17 protein-coding genes and 1 riboswitch are annotated in these 14648 nt (G+C 71.7%); of the genes, 9 read left to right on the forward strand and 8 right to left on the reverse strand.

The features are described 5' to 3' along the window. Positions 1-242 precede the first annotated feature (242 nt). Together ACFQ7Q_RS35070 and ACFQ7Q_RS35075 are read left to right on the forward strand one after the other, a co-directional pair. Positions 243-890 carry a DUF4126 domain-containing protein gene (locus tag ACFQ7Q_RS35070; RefSeq protein WP_383562388.1) on the forward strand — a complete coding sequence of 216 codons (648 nt, stop codon included), beginning with the start codon at positions 243-245 and terminating at the stop codon, positions 888-890. A gap of 66 nt (positions 891-956) precedes the next feature. Continuing rightward, a complete protein-coding gene (locus tag ACFQ7Q_RS35075; RefSeq protein ID WP_383562391.1) occupies positions 957-2390 on the forward strand; it encodes a phytoene desaturase family protein in 1434 nt (477 codons plus the stop codon). 25 nt (positions 2391-2415) lie between these two features. On the opposite strand, the gene ACFQ7Q_RS35080 is transcribed toward ACFQ7Q_RS35075, so the two are convergent. From ACFQ7Q_RS35080 to ACFQ7Q_RS35105, 6 genes are all read right to left on the reverse strand, one after another. Beyond that, positions 2416-3228 (reverse strand): hypothetical protein, encoded by an 813-nt coding sequence (locus ACFQ7Q_RS35080; RefSeq protein ID WP_383562393.1) that lies wholly within the window; start codon positions 3226-3228, stop codon positions 2416-2418. 51 nt (positions 3229-3279) lie between these two features. Beyond that, positions 3280-4197, reverse strand: coding sequence for a methylenetetrahydrofolate reductase [NAD(P)H] (gene metF, locus ACFQ7Q_RS35085; protein WP_383562395.1), 918 nt, complete (start codon positions 4195-4197; stop codon positions 3280-3282). Positions 4198-4338: 141 nt separating this feature from the next. After that, positions 4339-4989 (reverse strand): thiamine phosphate synthase, encoded by a 651-nt coding sequence (gene thiE, locus ACFQ7Q_RS35090; RefSeq protein WP_383562397.1) that lies wholly within the window; start codon positions 4987-4989, stop codon positions 4339-4341. Positions 4990-5074: 85 nt separating this feature from the next. Continuing rightward, positions 5075-5440 (reverse strand): Rv2175c family DNA-binding protein, encoded by a 366-nt coding sequence (locus ACFQ7Q_RS35095; RefSeq protein ID WP_383562399.1) that lies wholly within the window; start codon positions 5438-5440, stop codon positions 5075-5077. A 44-nt stretch (positions 5441-5484) separates the two neighbouring features. Further along, positions 5485-6699: an NAD(P)/FAD-dependent oxidoreductase gene (locus ACFQ7Q_RS35100; protein WP_383562401.1), complete on the reverse strand. Its 1215-nt coding sequence runs from the start codon at positions 6697-6699 to the stop codon at positions 5485-5487. Between the two features lie 28 nt (positions 6700-6727). Then, positions 6728-7069, reverse strand: a complete 342-nt coding sequence (locus ACFQ7Q_RS35105) for a hypothetical protein (RefSeq protein ID WP_383562403.1) — start codon at positions 7067-7069, stop codon at positions 6728-6730. A 54-nt stretch (positions 7070-7123) separates the two neighbouring features. Further along, a riboswitch (TPP riboswitch) is annotated at positions 7124-7236 on the forward strand. On the opposite strand from ACFQ7Q_RS35105, the gene thiO reads away from it, so the two are divergent. The 6 genes from thiO to ACFQ7Q_RS35135 all read left to right on the forward strand — a co-directional run bounded on the left by thiO (position 7234) and on the right by ACFQ7Q_RS35135 (position 12897). Beyond that, entirely contained in the window at positions 7234-8391 is a 1158-nt protein-coding gene (gene thiO / locus ACFQ7Q_RS35110) for a glycine oxidase ThiO (RefSeq protein WP_383562405.1), read from the forward strand. Its footprint overlaps the riboswitch before it by 3 nt. Then, positions 8388-8600, forward strand: coding sequence for a sulfur carrier protein ThiS (gene thiS, locus ACFQ7Q_RS35115; RefSeq protein WP_383562407.1), 213 nt, complete (start codon positions 8388-8390; stop codon positions 8598-8600). The genes thiO and thiS overlap by 4 nt, the downstream gene beginning before the upstream one ends. 5 nt (positions 8601-8605) lie before the next feature. Continuing rightward, a complete protein-coding gene (locus ACFQ7Q_RS35120; RefSeq protein ID WP_383562409.1) occupies positions 8606-9400 on the forward strand; it encodes a thiazole synthase in 795 nt (264 codons plus the stop codon). A 91-nt stretch (positions 9401-9491) separates the two neighbouring features. Next, a complete protein-coding gene (pknB, locus tag ACFQ7Q_RS35125) occupies positions 9492-11402 on the forward strand; it encodes a Stk1 family PASTA domain-containing Ser/Thr kinase (RefSeq protein WP_383562411.1) in 1911 nt (636 codons plus the stop codon). Positions 11403-11408: 6 nt separating this feature from the next. Continuing rightward, positions 11409-12260, forward strand: coding sequence for a deoxyribonuclease IV (locus ACFQ7Q_RS35130; RefSeq protein WP_383562413.1), 852 nt, complete (start codon positions 11409-11411; stop codon positions 12258-12260). A gap of 82 nt (positions 12261-12342) precedes the next feature. After that, a complete protein-coding gene (locus tag ACFQ7Q_RS35135) occupies positions 12343-12897 on the forward strand; it encodes a DUF4396 domain-containing protein (protein WP_383562415.1) in 555 nt (184 codons plus the stop codon). Between the two features lie 30 nt (positions 12898-12927). Here the strand turns inward: ACFQ7Q_RS35135 and ACFQ7Q_RS35140 are convergent, their stop codons facing one another. Next, on the reverse strand, positions 12928-13560 hold the full coding sequence (locus ACFQ7Q_RS35140; RefSeq protein WP_383562417.1) for a sulfite oxidase-like oxidoreductase: 633 nt from the start codon (positions 13558-13560) through the stop codon (positions 12928-12930). A 176-nt stretch (positions 13561-13736) separates the two neighbouring features. On the opposite strand from ACFQ7Q_RS35140, the gene bfr reads away from it, so the two are divergent. After that, complete coding sequence (gene bfr / locus ACFQ7Q_RS35145) at positions 13737-14213, forward strand: bacterioferritin (protein WP_383562419.1); 477 nt, start codon at positions 13737-13739, stop codon at positions 14211-14213. A 15-nt stretch (positions 14214-14228) separates the two neighbouring features. Here bfr and ACFQ7Q_RS35150 read toward each other — a convergent pair whose 3' ends face one another. Beyond that, complete coding sequence (locus tag ACFQ7Q_RS35150) at positions 14229-14474, reverse strand: (2Fe-2S)-binding protein (RefSeq protein WP_329121521.1); 246 nt, start codon at positions 14472-14474, stop codon at positions 14229-14231. Positions 14475-14648: the final 174 nt, after the last annotated feature.

Below are 14648 nucleotides of genomic sequence, written 5' to 3' on the forward strand. Positions count from 1 at the left end.
GGCTCGATCCCCCCGAGCCTCGCCGTCCGGCGTTTCCGCACCCCCGTGCTCCCCCGTGGTACCCCCGTGCACCCCCGTGCCGGCAGGCGCACGGCCCCGTTCCGCCGCCCCGTGTCGGCGGTCCGGAGCCGTGCCCCTTCCGTTGCCTCCAGTCTTCCGTCTGCGCAGGTCGGAACCCATCCGCATGCCTACTCATCTCATGGTCTAGGTACGGGTACTCAGACCTGGATACGATCGCGGGCGTGTCCGTACTCCCGCTCGTCTTCACCAGCGGCTGGGCGAGCGGGATCAACGCGTACGCGGTGGTCCTGCTGCTCGGCGTCTTCGGCGCGACCGGCCTCACCGACGAGGTGCCCGAGTCGTTGCAGCGCACGGATGTCATGATCGTCGCCGGGGTGTTGTTCCTGTGCGAGGCGGTGGCGGACAAGATCCCCTATGTCGACTCCGCCTGGGACTCCGTCCATACGGTGATCCGGCCGATCGCCGGCGCGGTCGTGGCCGCGCTGCTCGCCGGGGAGTCCGGTTCGCTGCCCGAGCTCGCGGCGGGTGCGGTCGGCGGCACGACGGCTCTGCTGAGCCACTTCGTCAAGGCCGGGACGAGGATGGCGATCAACACCTCGCCCGAGCCTTTCTCCAACATCGGGATAAGTCTGGCCGAGGACCTCGGGGTCGCCGGGATCATCACCTTCGCGATATTCAATCCGGAGGTGGCGGCGATCATCGCGGCCGCGCTCCTCGTGCTCGGCCTGGTGATACTGATCTTCCTCGCCCGGCGCATCCACCGTTTCCTGCGCCGCAGGGCGCAGCGACGGGAGGAGAAGCGGCTGGCGGCCTCGGAGACCCGGACACGGGCCCGGGCGCCGTCCGGGGACGGCTCGGAGCACTTCTGACCCCGCCCGCCCACCGGGCCCACCTGGCCTTCGGCACTGTCCGAGGGGCCGGATAAAGTCGCTGACATGGCACGGATTGTGGTGATCGGCGCGGGGCTCGGCGCCATGGCGGCGGCGGCCCGGCTGGCCGTGGCGGGCCATCGGGTGACGGTCTACGAGGCCGGCGGGACGTACGGCGGCGCGGTGCGCCGCTTCGAGCGGGACGGGTTCGGCTTCGACACCGGCCCGGGACTGCTGCATCTGCCCGCGGTCTACCGCGATCTGTTCGTCAAGACCGGCAAGGAGCCGCTGGAGGAGTGCGTCGAGCTGGCGCAGGTCGACCCGGCGAGCCGTCATGTCTTCGCCGACGGCACCCGCGTGGACCTGCCGAACGCCTCGCGCGCGGGCACGGTCTCCGCGCTGGACGCGGCGCTCGGCGCGGGCACGGGCGAGCGCTGGGGCGAGTTCCTGGTCCGGGCCCGCGAGGCCTGGGACCGCACCCGTCGCCCGCTCCTCGAGGAGCCGCAGCCCGCGGACGCCTCGGCGCTGGGCCGCGAGCCCTACCCCGCCCTGAAGGCGGGGCTCCTGCGCCGGCCCACGACCACGCTCGCGCAGATCGGCGCCCGTGAGCTGCGCGACCCGCGGCTCGCCGCGCTCCTCGACTCGTATGCCTGGAGTTACGGCTTCGACCCCGCCACCGCCCCGGCCGCGGCCGCCGTCCTGCCGTACATGGAGCAGACCTTCGGCACCTGGTACGTGGGCGGCGGCATCAGGGCGCTCGCGGACGCGGTGTACGAGCGGTGCCGGAAGCGGCGGGTGGAGTTCGTCTTCGACACCGCCGTCGACGAGGTGGTGGAGAAGGACGGCCGGGCGGCCGGGGTCCGGCTGGTGGGCGGAGAGCTCGTCGAGGCGGACCATGTCGTCGCGGGCGCGCCCGTCCCCGCGCTCTACCGGGAGCAGGTCGTGACCTGGGAGCGCCAGGACGACTGGCCGCGGTACCAGGCCGCCCTCACGGGCCGGGTGACGGTCTGTCTGGCGCTGCGCGGAGCCCGGGAGGCCGGCGCGGCTCACCGGACGGTCGTCCACGGGAGCGGGGACCGTCCCGCGGTGACCGTGCTCCGGGCCGACGATCCCGCGCTGCGCCCCGACGACGACCACGAATCGGTCACCGTCACGTCCACGGTGGGGCTGAACCCCGAGGACGACTGGGCGGACATCGCGCGGGAGATGGTGGCGGCGGCGGAGTCGGCCGTCCCCGATCTGCGCGAGCGGCTGCTCTGGCAGGAGGTCCGTACGCCGGACGACACCCTGCGGGAGACGGGCGCACAGGAGGTGCCCGGACCGGCGCTCGGGGGCGGCCGCGGCCTGTTCCTGCCCGCCGCGAACCGTTCCCCGCTGCCGGGGCTCCACTTCGTCGGCGGCTGGTCCCATCCCGGCGGCGGGCTCGCCCACGCCGGGATGTCGGGGGCGCTCGTCGCCGGGCTGATCGTGGAGGGCGCGGACTTCCGCGGTTCGCGCTGAGCCGCGTCAGGAGCGGTGGGGCCGGTCAGTACCGGTACTGCTGGTCGTTGCCGTAGCCGTAGTGCTCCTGCCCCTGCTGCGGGGCGGGCTGCTCGTTGTCGCGCTGCTGGGGCACCCACACGCCGCCGGGCGGGGTGTCGTAGCCGTACGAGGGCGCGTAGGGGTCGGCGGCGTACTGCTGCTGCCCCGTGCCGTAGTCGTACGAGGCGTACTGCTGGCCGTCCGTCCCCGGACCGATGTACGGGTCGGAGTAGGCGGCGTACTGCTGCTGACCGCTGCCGTAGTCGTAGGCCGGCTGCTCGTAGCCGGTCTGGTACGCGGGCTGCTCGTACCCGGGGGTGTAGCCGTCGTATCCGGCGCTGTAGGCGGGCTGCTCCTGCTGCTGCGCCTGGGCGTGACCGTGGCCGTACGAGGTGTCGTAGATGCCGTACTGGCCGGTGTCCTCGTCCATCGGCTGGGGCTCGTAGACCGCGGTGGACTCGGCGGCCGAGGGCTCCGCGTGCTCGTAGGAGAGGTCGCTGACCTCCAGGGTGGGGCCCGTCTCGGCCGGCGCGGACGACCTGCGGCGGCGGCTCTCGCCCGGGCTCCCGCCGATGGCCCAGCCGGTGGAGAAGCCGCGGCGGAAGGACAGGGTCACATAGGTCTGGCCGACGGCGAAGGCGATCGCCCCGACGATGATCACCGCGACCGAGGGCATGAGGACGCCCAGGACCACGCCGAGGAAGCCGCAGAAGGCGAGAACTCGCCAGCGCAGGCGCGCCTTGTACTGCAGCAGCACCTCACCCAGCAGCCACAACGCGACAACGCCGAACGCGATGTAGAGGACCGTCCACCCCATGCCCGCCCCTCTCCTACGGCCACCGCCGCGGGTCTGGGGCGGGTACGCCGTTCACGACTGCACGTGCAGTCCGAGATTCTCGTAGATCTCCAGCGTCGCGGTGGAGTTGTTCAGCGTGATGAAGTGCAGTCCGGGGACACCCTCGGAGAGCAGACGCGCGCAGAACTCCGTCGCGAACTCGATGCCAATGGAGCGTACAGCGGCCGCGTCGTCCTTGACGGCGAGGATGCGTTCTTTCACATCGGCCGGGAAGTGCGCGTTGCTCAGCTGGGGGAGCCGGTCGAGGGTCTTGACGTTCACAACAGGCATGACTTCGGGGATGATCGGCGTCTCGCAGCCGGCCTTCGCCACGCTGTCGCGCATCCGGAGGTAGTTGTCCGGGTCGAAGAACATCTGCGTGATCGCGTAGTCGGCGCCGGCCCGGCACTTGTCCACGAAGTGACGGATGTCCGTGTCCCAGTCGTCCGAGCGGGGGTGCATCTCGGGGAAGGCGGCGACACCGACGCAGAAGTCTCCGGATTCCTTGATCAGCCGGACGAGGTCGGCGGCGTACCGCACGCCCTCGGGATGCTCGATCCACTCCCCCAGCGGGTCGCCCGGCGGGTCGCCGCGCAGGGCGAGCATGTTCCGGATGCCGGCGTCGGCGTACTGACCCAGGACGTTGCGCAGCTCGGCGATGGAGTGGTCGACCGCGGTGAGGTGCGCGACCGGGGTGAGCGTGGTGTCGCCGGCGATCTTCTGGGTCGCCTTGACCGTCCCGCCGCGGGTCGAGCCGCCCGCGCCGTAGGTCACCGAGACGAAGCTCGGCCCGACCGCCTCCACTCTGCGCAGGGCGTTCCACAGGCTCCGCTCGCCCTTCTCCGTCCGGGGCGCGTAGAACTCGAAGGAGTACGACGGCTTGCCGGCAGCGAGGATCTCGCGGACCGTGCGGGCACGGTCCGTGCGGGTGGAAGCGGTACCAAGGGCCATACCGGCAGGTTAGACGGGGTCACACGACCGGCGAAGCCTCGTCCGAGGAATGGACACGTTTTTGGACAACGCACAAGGGGTGGACCCGACCTTCGGACATTGCGCCGAAAAGGTCACGGACGGCGGCCTGCGGCGGGGAGATCAGGCCGAGCGCTCACGGACCCGCTTGGCCAGGCGGGCCGTCGCCGCGGCCGGGTCGTCGGCCTCGGTGATCGCCCGGACGACCACGATCCGGCGGGCGCCCGCGTCCAGGACCTCGTCGAGGGTGGTCTCGTCGATCCCGCCGATGGCGAACCAGGGCCGGTCCTGCTCCAGGGCCGCCGCGTACCGCACCAGACCGAGGCCGGGGGCGTACCGGCCGGGCTTGGTCGGGGTGGGCCAGCAGGGGCCGGTGCAGAAGTAGTCCACGCCGGGCTCGGCGACGGCCGCGTCCACCTCGGACTCGCCGTGGCAGGAACGGCCGATCAGGACTTCCTCGCCGAGGATCGCGCGGGCGGCGGGCACGGGCAGGTCGCCCTGGCCCAGGTGCAGCACGTCGGAACCGATGGCGTGGGCGACATCGGCCCGGTCGTTGACGGCGAGCAGCTTGCCGTGGCGCCGGCAGGCGTCGGCGAGGACGGCGAGGTGCTCCAGCTCCTCGCCGGCCTCCATGCCCTTGTCGCGGAGCTGCACGATGTCCACGCCGGAGGAGAGCACGGCGTCGAGGAAGGCGGGCAGGTCTCCCTGGCGCCTGCGGGCGTCCGTGCACAGATAGAGCCGGGCGTCGGCGAGCTGCTCGCGAGGCGTGGACATGGGTACTTCCCCCCGTTGGGTGCGGTGGTTCCGTGCGACCGGGACGGGCCCGGCCGCACGGAGCCTCTGTGGTGTCTTCGGTGCGTCAGACGGCGAGCGCCTGGGCGCGGCGCTTCACCTCCGTGCCACGATTCTCGCTGAGGGCCTGCGCGGGCGTGCCCGGCAGGCTCGGGTCGGGAGTGAAGAGCCACTCCAGCATCTCTTCGTCGGTGAAGCCGTCGTCCTTCAGGAGGGTCAGGGTCCCGGAGAGCCCCTTGACCACCTTGTCGCCGTCGATGAAGGCGGCGGGCACCTGAAGCGCCTTGTTCTCGCCGCGGCGTACGGCGATGAGCTGGCCCTCCTTGACCAGCTGCCGCACGCGCGTCACCTCGACATCGAGCATTTCCGCGATGTCGGGGAGGTAGAGCCAGGCGGGGACGAGAGCATCGGTTCTTGCGTCAATCTCGGTCACGTGGACAAGCCTGCCATCCCGGACTGACAGCCGGTAGTCGAGCCCTACAGGACTGCCGCCTTCAGGGGGACGGAAGGGTCCGCGGCCCGCTGCGGATCGATCCGGGCGCCGGACTCGATCAGCTTGCGGCCCTGGGCCAGGTCACGGGGGCGTCCGACGGCGAGCAGCGCGACCAGGGCGCCGTCGCGCAGCCAGAGCGCCGACCAGGAGGGGCCGGCCGGGTCGCCGCGCCGGAGCAGCTCCGTGTCGCCTCCGTGGTGCCCCGCGTACTGCACGAAGCGGCCGAACTGCTCGGACCAGAAGTACGGCACCGGGTCGTACGGCCGGGGGACCTCGCCGATGATGTCGGCCGCGACGGTGCGCGGGCCCTGGAGCGCGTTGTCCCAGTGGTGGACCAGGAGGCGGCGGCCGTAGCGGGCGGAGGGGAAGGAGGCGCAGTCGCCGACGGCGTACACGTCGGGCAGGGAGGTGCGCAGCCGCTCGTCGGCGGTGACGGAGCCGTCCGCGTCACGGGCGATGCCGGAGTCGGCGAGCCAGCCGGTGGCGGGGCGGGCGCCGATGCCGACGACGACCGCCTCCGCGGGCAGCCTGCGTCCGTCGGTCAGGACGACCGTGCCGGGTTCGACTGCGGCCACGCGCGCGTGGGTGAGGAGTTCGGTGCCGCTCTCCTCGTACCACTGCGCCATCGGGGCGGTGACCTCGACGGGGAGCGCGCCGGCGAGCGGCCGGTCGGCGGCCTCCACGACGATGACGGCGCAGCCCGCCTCGCGTGCGGCGGTGGCGAACTCGGCACCGATCCAGCCGGCGCCGACCACCACGATGTCGTGGCGCCGCTCCAGGACGGGCTTGAGGCGGGCGGCGTCGTCGAGGGTGCGCAGCAGATGGACGCCGGGCACACCTTCGGCGCCGGGCAGGGTGACCGGCTCGGCACCGGTGGCGACGACCAGGAGGTCGTACGGGACGGGTCCGGCCTCGGTGTCGACCTCGTGCTCCTCGGCGCGCAGCCCGGTGACGTCGAGACCGAGACGCAGTTCGATGGCGAGGGCCTCGAAGTCGACGTCGAAGGCGGAGTCCTCGGCCTTGCCGAGGAGCACGGCCTTGGAGAGGGGCGGCCGGTCGTAGGGCTGGTGCGGCTCGGCGCCGATGAGGGTGACCTGGCCGGTGAAGCCCTGTTCGCGCAGGGCGACGGCGGTCTGCACCCCCGCCATGCCGGCGCCCACGATCACGACCCGCTGTTGTGCCTGCTTCTGCTCGCTCACCCGATCACCTTACGCATCTGACGCACCGTCAGGAAGGCGGCTGTTCGACCACGCTCGTGCCGGAGCCCTCCTGGGACTCCCATGCCCAGGTCTCCTCCAGCCGAACGCGCCCGTCCGGCAGCTCCACCACGATCGAGACGCAATGCCCGGAAGAGGTGGATCCGTCCCCCTTCAACTGGACGTAGCGGAAGTCGAGCCGGTCCCCCGCGCGCGTGCCCACGAGGTTCCCGCGGACCACGTCGCCGCCCGCGTACTCGGCCCAGATCCGGCCGTCCTCCTCGTGGTACGTGAAGCGGGTGCGTGTGCCGACCTGACCGGGGGCCTGGTCGGCGACGGGCGCGAGCACGAGGCCGTCGAGAGATCGAGCCACTGCGGAGGCTCCCTTACTGGGCGTCGGGGGCGGGGGTTAGTCTGACCGTCAACGTAGAGCACTCGCGGGAGCCCGGACGCACCGGGCTGAGAGGGAGGCTGGCCGGCCTCCGACCGTACGAACCTGATCCGGGTCATGCCGGCGAAGGGAGGGGCTGGACGCCCATGTCGCGTACATCCGACGTCCTCGTCATCGGGGGCGGAATCATCGGTCTGGTCACGGCCTGGCGGGCCGCGCAGCGCGGACTGCGCACCGCGGTCGTCGACCCGGAACCGGGCGGCGGTGCCGCCCGTGTGGCGGCCGGGATGCTGGCCGCCGTCACCGAACTCCACTACGGCGAGGAGACCCTGCTCGCCCTCAACCTCGCCTCCGCGCGCCGCTATCCCGACTTCGTCGCCGAGCTCCGGGACGCCACGGGACACGACGTGGGGTACCGCGCCTGCGGCACGCTCGCCGTCGCGCTCGACGCGGACGACCGGGCGCATCTGCGCGAGCTGCACGCCCTGCAGACCCGCTGCGGCCTGGAGTCGGAGTGGCTCAGCGGCCGTGACTGCCGTCGTCTGGAGCCGATGCTGGCCCCCGGCGTGCGCGGCGGGCTACGGGTCGACGGCGACCACCAGGTCGATCCGCGCCGGCTCGCCGCCGCGCTGGTCACCGCCTGCGAGCGGGCCGGCGTGATCTTCCACCGGGCCCTCGCGGAGCGGCTGACCGTCGTACGGGACCGGGCGGCGGGCGGGCTGCTCGCCGGGGGCGAGGCGCTCGAAGCGGACCAGGTCGTGCTGGCCGCGGGCAGCCTCAGCGGCCGGCTCGCCGGCGTACCGGACGACGTGCTGCCACCCGTACGCCCGGTCAAGGGTCAGGTGCTGCGGCTGACCGTGCCGGAGGCGTACGCGCCGTTCCTGTCGCGGACCGTCCGGGCCGTCGTGCGCGGCAGCCACGTCTATCTGGTGCCGCGCGAGAACGGCGAGCTGGTGATCGGCGCGACCAGCGAGGAACTGGGCTGGGACACCACCGTGACGGCGGGCGGGGTCTACGAGCTGCTGCGCGACGCCCACGAGCTGGTGCCGGGCATCACCGAGCTGCCGCTCACCGAGACCCGCGCCGGCCTGCGGCCCGGCTCCCCGGACAACGCGCCGCTGCTCGGCCCGACCGCCCTGCCCGGCCTGCGGCTGGCGACGGGGCACTACCGCAACGGGGTCCTGCTCACCCCCGTCACCGGCGATGTGATGGCCGACCTCCTCACCACCGGCGAGCTTCCGGACGAGGCCCGCCCCTTCACCCCCCGCCGCTTCTCCCCCGTACGTCAGGAGCAGCCCGCATGAACGACTCGACGAACGTCTCCGTCAACGGCGAGGCCCGTGTCCTCGCCGCGCCCACGACCCTCGACGCGCTGGTCGCGACGCTGACGCCGGCGCCGTCCGGCGTGGCCGCGGCCGTCAACGAGACGGTCGTGCCGCGCAGCCAGTGGTCCGCGACCCTTCTGGGCGAGGGCGACCGGGTCGAGGTCCTCACCGCCGTGCAGGGGGGCTGAGCGCGATGTCCGACGACACCTTCCTCCTCGGCGGTACGGAGTTCTCCTCGCGTCTGATCATGGGCACGGGCGGCGCCCCGAGCCTGGACGTCCTCGAACGCTCCCTGATCGCCAGCGGCACCGAGCTCACCACCGTCGCCATGCGGCGTCTCGACCCGACGGTGCAGGGCTCGGTCCTGTCCGTGCTGAACCGGCTCTCCATCCGCGTCCTGCCGAACACGGCGGGCTGCTTCACGGCGGGCGAGGCCGTCCTGACGGCTCGGCTCGCCCGGGAGGCGCTGGGCACCGACTGGATCAAGCTGGAGGTCGTCGCCGACGAGCGGACCCTGCTGCCCGATCCGATCGAGCTGCTCGACGCGGCGGAGACGCTGGTGGACGACGGCTTCACCGTCCTGCCGTACACCAACGACGACCCGGTCCTCGCGCGGAAGCTGGAGGACGTGGGGTGCGCGGCGATCATGCCGCTGGGATCGCCGATCGGCTCCGGGCTGGGGATCCGCAACCCGCACAACTTCCAGCTGATCGTGGAGCGGGCCGGAGTGCCGGTGATCCTGGACGCGGGGGCGGGGACGGCCTCGGACGCCGCCCTGGCGATGGAGCTCGGGTGCGCGGCGGTCATGCTGGCGTCGGCGGTGACCCGGGCGCAGGAGCCGGTGCTGATGGCGGAGGGGATGCGGCACGCGGTGGAGGCGGGCCGGCTGGCGTGGCGGGCGGGCCGGATCCCGCGCCGCCACTTCGCGGAGGCCTCGTCCCCGACGGAGGGCCGCGCGGCCCTGGACCCGGAGCGGCCGGCGTTCTGACGGCCGGCGGACCGGTCCCGCGCGTCACAGCTGTGCTGCGGTCGCGGCCGGTGGGGACGGGGTGTCCTCACCGGCTCGTAAACTCGAGGCCGTGGACACGACCCTTCATGACCCCCTCGTCGGGCAGCTGCTCGACGACCGCTACCGCGTCGACGCGCGCATCGCCGTCGGCGGGATGGCCACGGTCTACCGGGCCGTCGACACCCGACTCGACCGGGTGCTCGCGCTCAAGGTGATGCACCCGGACCTCGCCACCGACGCCACCTTCGTGGAGCGGTTCATCCGCGAGGCGAAGTCCGTGGCGCGGCTCTCGCACCCGAACGTCGTCGGGGTCTTCGACCAGGGAGCGGACGGCGCGTACGTCTATCTCGCGATGGAGTACGTCGCCGGGTGCACCCTGCGCGACGTGTTGCGGGAGCGCGGGGCGCTGCAGCCCCGGGCGGCGCTCGACATCCTGGAGCCGGTGCTCGCCGCGCTGGGCGCCGCGCACCGGGCCGGGTTCGTGCACCGGGACATGAAGCCGGAGAACGTCCTGATAGGGGACGACGGCCGGGTCAAGGTCGCCGACTTCGGGCTCGTACGGGCCGTGGGCTCGGCCACGAACACCACCGGCTCCGTCCTCGGCACCGTGTCGTACCTCGCCCCCGAGCAGATCGAGCACGGCACCGCGGACACCCGCGCCGACGTGTACGCCTGCGGTGTCGTCCTGTACGAGATGCTGACGGGCGGGAAGCCGCACTCCGGGGACACCCCCGCGCAGGTCCTCTACCAGCATCTGAACACCGACGTCCCGGCCCCGTCCGCCGTCGTCCCCGGTCTCGCCCTCGAACTGGACGAGCTGGTGGCGACCGCGACCGCCCGCAACCCCGACGTCCGCCCCTACGACGCCGTCGCGCTCCTGGCCCTGACCAGGGAGGCCCGCTCGGCGCTCGGGGACGAGCAGCTGGACGCGGTCCCGCCGCAGGCGCACCGGGAGGACGCCACGGGGGCCGAGGACCGGACCAGCGTCATCCCCCGGACCCTGCCCGCGGAGACCGAGCAGCCGGTGCAGCACACCAGCCGGCTGACGATGCCGCCGCCCGAGCCCCGGCCGGAGTCCCGGCGCGCCCCGCGCCGCCCCCGCGGCCCTCTGCTCGTCCTGGCCGCCGTCCTGCTCACCCTCGGACTCGGCACCGGCGTCTGGTACATCAATTCCGGCCAGTTCACCCGCGTCCCCTCCGTCCTCGGCCAGAGCGAGGCGCAGGCCACCAAGCGGCTCAGGGACTCCGGGCTCGACGTCGGTACGACGAAGCGCGCCTTCAGCGACGTGTACGAGCGCGGCACGGTCATGGCCACCGACCCCGCCTCCGGCGCGCGGATCCGGGGCAACGGCACGGTCACGCTCACCATCTCCCGCGGCCCGCAGATCGTGAAGGTCCCGAACCTCAAGGGGAAGCCGCTGCCGGAAGCCAAGCGGCTCCTGGCGAAGGAGGGGCTGGCTGCGGGAGTGATCACCCGGGCGTTCAGCCAGGACATCGCGCAGGGCGCCGTGATCAGCTCCGACCCCGAGCCCGGCACCGAGCGCAGCCCGGACTCGGCCGTGGCCCTGGTCGTGAGCAAGGGCGTCCCGATCGACGTCCCCGATGTGGCCGGCGAGTCGGTGGCCGAGGCCACGAGCACGCTCCGGGAAGCCGGACTCAAGGTGGAGGTCGCCACCGAGCGCGTCCACTCCCCCGAGGCGGCCGGCACCGTCGCGGCCCAGTCCCTCGCGGAGGGCAGCCGCGCCGCGCAGGGCGACCGGATCGTCCTGACCGTCTCCAAGGGCCCGCGGATGATCGAGGTGCCCGACGTCGTGGGCGAGTCCACCGACTCCGCGCGCGAGAGACTGGAAGGCGCGGGCTTCGAGGTGAAGGTGGAGAAGACCTTCCCCTTCCTCGGCGACAAGGTCTCGGGCCAGTCCGTCGAGGGCGGCTCCACCGCCCCCGAGGGCTCCACCGTCACGATCACGATCAAGGGACTGTAAGAACTCATGCGCAACCCCGTCGGCGGCCATGTCCCCGTGGCCGGCGGCCTCGCCACGGTCGGTCTGGGCTACGCCCGCGAGCTGGGCGCGGAGACCGTGCAGGTCTTCGTCGCCAACCCGCGTGGCTGGGCCACCCCCGTGGGCAACCCGGCCCAGGACGAGCTGTTCCGCGCCGGATGCGAGGCCGAGTCCCTGTCCGCCTGGGTGCACGCCCCGTACCTGATCAACTTCGGCTCCCACACCGAGGCGACCGTCGACAGGTCGGTGGAGTCGCTGCGGCACTCGCTGCGCCGGGGCCGGGAGATCGGCGCGAAGGGCGTGGTGGTGCACACCGGATCGGCGACCGGCGGCCGGCCGAGGGCGGAGGCGCTGGCCCAGGTACGGGAGCGGATGCGGCCGCTGCTCGACGAGCTGACGCACCCGGACGATCCGTTCCTGCTGCTCGAATCGACGGCCGGGCAGGGGTTCTCCCTCTGCTCGCGCGCCGAGGACTTCGGTCCGTACTTCGACGCGCTGGACCGTCATCCGAAGCTCGGCATCTGTCTGGACACCTGCCACATCTTCGCCGCGGGCCACGACCTGACCGGTCCGTACGGCATGACGCAGACGCTCGACCGGCTGGTGGAGGTCGTCGGCGAGGGGCGGCTGAAGCTGATCCACGCCAATGACTCCAAGGACGTCGTCGGCGCGCACAAGGACCGGCACGCGAACATCGGGGCCGGCCACATCGGCGAGGAGCCGTTCCGTGAGCTCATGCGCCACCACTCGACCGAAGGCGTCCCGCTGATCATCGAGACTCCGGGCGGCAAGGAAGGGCATGTGGCGGATGTGGAGCGGCTGAAGAAGCTCAGGGGCTGAGTTTCCCGTTGAGGAATACCCCTGGGGGGTATACGGTTCCTGTGGAGGCAGCAGGAACCGCTACCGGTCATTGGGGGACCTCATGGAGCACGAGGCGCACGCACACCACCACTCCACGCACGACCACACCGCCCACCACGGGCACGACGGCGACACCGCCCACGCGGGCCACGGCGGGCACCAGCAGCATGCCCCCGGCAAGGTCAGCTGGGCCATGGCGGCGAAGGCCACCCTCCACTGCCTCACCGGCTGCGCCATCGGCGAGATCCTGGGCATGATCATCGGCACCGCGCTCGGCTGGGGCAACGCCCCGACGATGGTCCTCGCCATCGTCCTGGCCTTCATCTTCGGCTACTCGCTGACGCTGTGGGCGGTCGCCCGCGCCGGCCTGAGCCTGAAGGCCGCCATCGGCGTCGCGCTCGCCGCCGACACGCTCTCCATCGCCGTGATGGAGATCGTCGACAACGGCGTGCTGCTGCTGGTCCCCGGCGCGATGGACGCCCATCTCTCGGACGCGCTGTTCTGGGGCGCCCTGGCCTTCGCCTTCCTCGTCGCCTTCCTGATCACCACACCTGTCAACAAGTGGATGATCGGCCGCGGCAAGGGCCACGCGGTGGTCCACCAGTACCACCACTGAGACCGCGCACGAGACGGCGGCCGGGGGCGTCTACAGCTCCGGGCCGTCCCCGGGCTCCTCCTGGTAGGAGTACCGCTGCTCGGTCCACGGATCGCCGATGTTGTGATAGCCGCGCTCCTCCCAGAAGCCGCGGCGATCGGCGGTCATGTACTCCACGCCCCGGACCCACTTGGGCCCTTTCCAGGCGTACAGATGGGGCACCACGAGGCGCAGCGGGAAGCCGTGCTCGGCGGTGAGCAGCTCATCGTCCTTGTGGGTGGCGAAGATCGAGCGATCCGAGGCGAAGTCGGAGAGCCGCATGTTGGCGCTGAAGCCGTACTCGGCCCAGACCATCACATGCGTGACATTGACGGCAGGCGGGGCGAGCTCCAGGATCGTCCGGGCGGGCACCCCACCCCATTCGGCCCCGATCATGCTGAACTTCGTGACGCAGTGCAGATCGGCCACGACCGTGGAGAACGGGAGCGCCGAGAACTCCTCGTGGTTCCAGCACCGCTTGTCGCCGTCCGCCGTCGCCCCGAAGACCCGGAACTCCCAGCGATCGGGCTTGAACTTGGGGACGGGGCCGTAGTGGGTGACCGGCCAGCCGCGCTGCAGGCGCTGCCCCGGCGGAAGATCCGACTGCCCTGCTTCCCGGTGTACTCCGCTCTCCGGCTGACCCATGTCATCCATGGTGACAGACCGCGAGGGGTGGTCATGACCAGCCAACCTCGCACACCAGCTTGATTCAGGGCAACTCCCACTAAGCCTGCACTTACTGGACGCCCCCCATCCGCGGTGCAAGGATGCGGCCATCCTGCCCAGTCACGACATAGACATGCGTGGAAGGAGCCTCTGCGATGCAGGGCGACCCCGAGGTCCTCGAGTTCCTCAACGAGCAGCTGACCGGCGAGCTGACGGCCATCAACCAGTACTGGCTGCACTACCGCATCCAGGACAACAAGGGTTGGACCAAGCTCGCCAAGTACACCCGCGAAGAGTCCATCGATGAGATGAAGCACGCGGACAAGCTCACCGAACGCATCTTGATGCTGGACGGTCTGCCCAACTATCAGCGGCTCTTCCATGTACGGGTCGGCCAGACGATCAAGGAGATGTTCGAGGCGGACCGCCAGGTGGAGGTGGAGGCGATCGACCGCCTCAAGCGTGGCATCGAGGTCATGCGCGCCAAGGGGGACATCACCTCGGCGAACCTCTTCGAGGAGATCCTGGCCGACGAGGAGCACCACATCGACTACCTCGACACGCAGCTCGAGCTGATCGAGAACCTCGGCGAGGCGCTGTACATCTCGACGCTCATCGAGCAGCCGAGCTAAGGGCTCCGGGCAGCTCTACGCGGCTTCGGAGAGATCCTCGGGGGCAGAGGTCAGGGCCGGCATCCCCTGGTCCAGGAGTTCGCGGCGGGGGCAGTTGCCGCGCCCGAGGATGGCCTGAATGCGTCGTACGCACGAACCGCAGTCGGTTCCGGCCTTGCAGGCCGAGGCGATCTGGCGAGGGGTGCAGGCGCCCGCGTCCGCGTGCTCCTTGACCTGCTTCTCCGTAACGCCGAAGCATGAGCAGACGTACACGCGGTTCACCTCCTGCCGGGATCGATAAGGCTAACCTAACCTTACCCGGCACCTACCAGGTGTAAAGCCCGGGAATGACTGTGGGGCGCGGGTGACAATGATACGCGCCCCACAGTCGGATGTAGGTACTTAATGTTAGGGGGTCAAAGCGGGGAACCGGAACGCCAGGTGCAGGGGCGGGGT

The organism is Streptomyces sp. NPDC056527, assembly GCF_042794475.1.
GTDB lineage: Bacteria > Actinomycetota > Actinomycetes > Streptomycetales > Streptomycetaceae > Streptomyces.

Excerpts from the sequence above, each read along its gene's own strand:
- ACFQ7Q_RS35075 (WP_383562391.1), top strand. The coding sequence starts at position 957 with ATGGCACGGATTGTGGTGATCGGCGCGGGGCTCGGCGCCATGGCGGCG.
- ACFQ7Q_RS35080 (WP_383562393.1), bottom strand. The coding sequence starts at position 3,228 with ATGGGGTGGACGGTCCTCTACATCGCGTTCGGCGTTGTCGCGTTGTGG.
- metF (WP_383562395.1), bottom strand. The coding sequence starts at position 4,197 with ATGGCCCTTGGTACCGCTTCCACCCGCACGGACCGTGCCCGCACGGTC.
- thiE (WP_383562397.1), bottom strand. The coding sequence starts at position 4,989 with ATGTCCACGCCTCGCGAGCAGCTCGCCGACGCCCGGCTCTATCTGTGC.
- thiO (WP_383562405.1), top strand. The coding sequence starts at position 7,234 with ATGTCGCGTACATCCGACGTCCTCGTCATCGGGGGCGGAATCATCGGT.
- thiS (WP_383562407.1), top strand. The coding sequence starts at position 8,388 with ATGAACGACTCGACGAACGTCTCCGTCAACGGCGAGGCCCGTGTCCTC.
- ACFQ7Q_RS35120 (WP_383562409.1), top strand. The coding sequence starts at position 8,606 with ATGTCCGACGACACCTTCCTCCTCGGCGGTACGGAGTTCTCCTCGCGT.
- ACFQ7Q_RS35130 (WP_383562413.1), top strand. The coding sequence starts at position 11,409 with ATGCGCAACCCCGTCGGCGGCCATGTCCCCGTGGCCGGCGGCCTCGCC.
- ACFQ7Q_RS35135 (WP_383562415.1), top strand. The coding sequence starts at position 12,343 with ATGGAGCACGAGGCGCACGCACACCACCACTCCACGCACGACCACACC.
- ACFQ7Q_RS35140 (WP_383562417.1), bottom strand. The coding sequence starts at position 13,560 with ATGGGTCAGCCGGAGAGCGGAGTACACCGGGAAGCAGGGCAGTCGGAT.
- bfr (WP_383562419.1), top strand. The coding sequence starts at position 13,737 with ATGCAGGGCGACCCCGAGGTCCTCGAGTTCCTCAACGAGCAGCTGACC.